This is a genomic window from Citrobacter sp. wls613 (assembly GCF_005281195.1).
Classification (GTDB): domain Bacteria; phylum Pseudomonadota; class Gammaproteobacteria; order Enterobacterales; family Enterobacteriaceae; genus Citrobacter; species Citrobacter gillenii.
This window is the reverse complement of the sequence record NZ_SZXN01000030.1, coordinates 2,642-4,135: the sequence shown is the minus strand read 5'-3', so window position 1 is coordinate 4,135 and position 1,494 is coordinate 2,642. Positions and strand designations below refer to the sequence as shown.

The following is a 1,494-nucleotide window of genomic DNA, read 5'->3' as shown; positions in this document are numbered from 1 at the left end:
GACCAGTCAGTCACATGGGCTAAGGAAAGCCAGTTCGCTATTCAGTACTTCCAGCGCAACGACTACTTAGCCAAGACGGCACTATCAAACCCTACCAGCGCACAGAACGCCATCATCAACGTAGCGGCAATCGGCATCACTCTTAACCCGGCTAGCAAGCTGGCTTATCTGGTCCCACGCGACGGCATGGTGTGTCTTGATATCAGCTATATGGGACTTCTCCATCTTGCGCAGTCTACCGGATCCATTAAGTGGGGCCAGTGCAAACTGGTTTATTCAAACGACACGTACGAATCAAACGGACTTGATACCGCACCAACGCACAAATACAACGCATTCGGCGATCGCGGTGACGTAGTCGGCGGTTACTGCACGGTTAAAACTGCTGACGGCGATTACCTGACAGAAGAAATGAGCCTGGCAGAAATCAAAGCAACTGAAGCTACCAGTAAGGCCAAAAATGGCCCGTGGAAGAACTTCTGGGAAGAGATGGCACGTAAGACCATCGTTAAGCGAGCCAGTAAGTACTGGCCTCGTGCTGAGCGTCTGGATAACGCGATCCACGTCATCAACGAAGATGAAGGAGTTTACCAGGAGCCAGTTATGGCTCACAAGTCAGAGGAAGATATTCGCGATGACGCCAGAAAGCAGCAGCAAGAAATCATGGATAAGGCGCAATCGCTGTGCGAAGAAATGGCTCAGGCCGAAACAATGGCAGATCTGAAGCGTCATTTTGCTGAAGCATACCGACTCACGGCAGGGATGAAGTTGCAGCAAAACATCCAGGCCATTTATTCAGAATGCAAAATCAAATTTGAGGAGGCCGCATAATGCCCGCTCTTTACCAGATCGCTAACGACTTCGCCAAACTTACCGACTCAGATATGCCGACTGAAATGATTGCCGACACTCTTGATGGTATTGAGTGGGAACTTGAGGCAAAGGTCGAGCAAATCCTTGCAGTTTGCAAAAACGAACTAGCTGATGCCGAGGCTCTCAAGGAAGAGGCCCGCCGACTTATTGAACGAGCAAAAGCATCTGAGAACCGCGTGGTTAGCCTTAAAGAATATGTCGCCAGATCACTTGAGACTGCCGGGAAGAAATCCATGAAAGCTGGATTGCACCAGGTAACTGTCCGCGCCCCGTCAAAGTCCGTTGAAATCACCGACGTTAACGCCATCCCGCCTGACTTTGTCGAGTATGAAACAACAATCAAGCCTGACAAGCTGGCGATAAAGCACCAAATTGAGGCCGGAATTGATATCCCTGGCGCTCATATCAAACTCGGTAAGCCATCACTAATCATCAAATAACAGGTGATTTCAATGAGCGAACTTTGGCAACCGTGGGAAAACCTGTTCCTGCATGACGTATGCAAAACAATGCCGCTGCCCATTATCGCCGAAAAGCTTGAGCGCACGGAACGCGCCATAGTCACTCAGGCATCGCGTATTGGCGCACCACTACCATCTCGAATGACCGGAAGAGCATGGA

The 1,494-nt window shown here is 50.1% G+C and carries 2 protein-coding genes; both read left to right on the top strand.

Annotated features, from left to right (window positions below; all coding sequences use genetic code 11):
* A partial coding sequence (locus FDX01_RS04290) for a RecT family recombinase (RefSeq protein WP_137399303.1) occupies window positions 1-831 on the top strand: 831 nt, incomplete at its 5' end.
* Window positions 831-1,313 carry a siphovirus Gp157 family protein gene (locus tag FDX01_RS04285; protein WP_137399290.1) on the top strand — a complete coding sequence of 161 codons (483 nt, stop codon included), beginning with the start codon at window positions 831-833 and terminating at the stop codon, window positions 1,311-1,313. The genes FDX01_RS04290 and FDX01_RS04285, both read left to right, overlap by 1 nt.
* The last annotated feature ends 181 nt before the right edge of the window (window positions 1,314-1,494 follow it).

What these genes read in the sequence shown, in the direction of transcription:
- FDX01_RS04285 (WP_137399290.1), top strand. Translation starts at nt 831, where the DNA reads ATGCCCGCTCTTTACCAGATCGCTAACGACTTCGCCAAACTTACCGAC.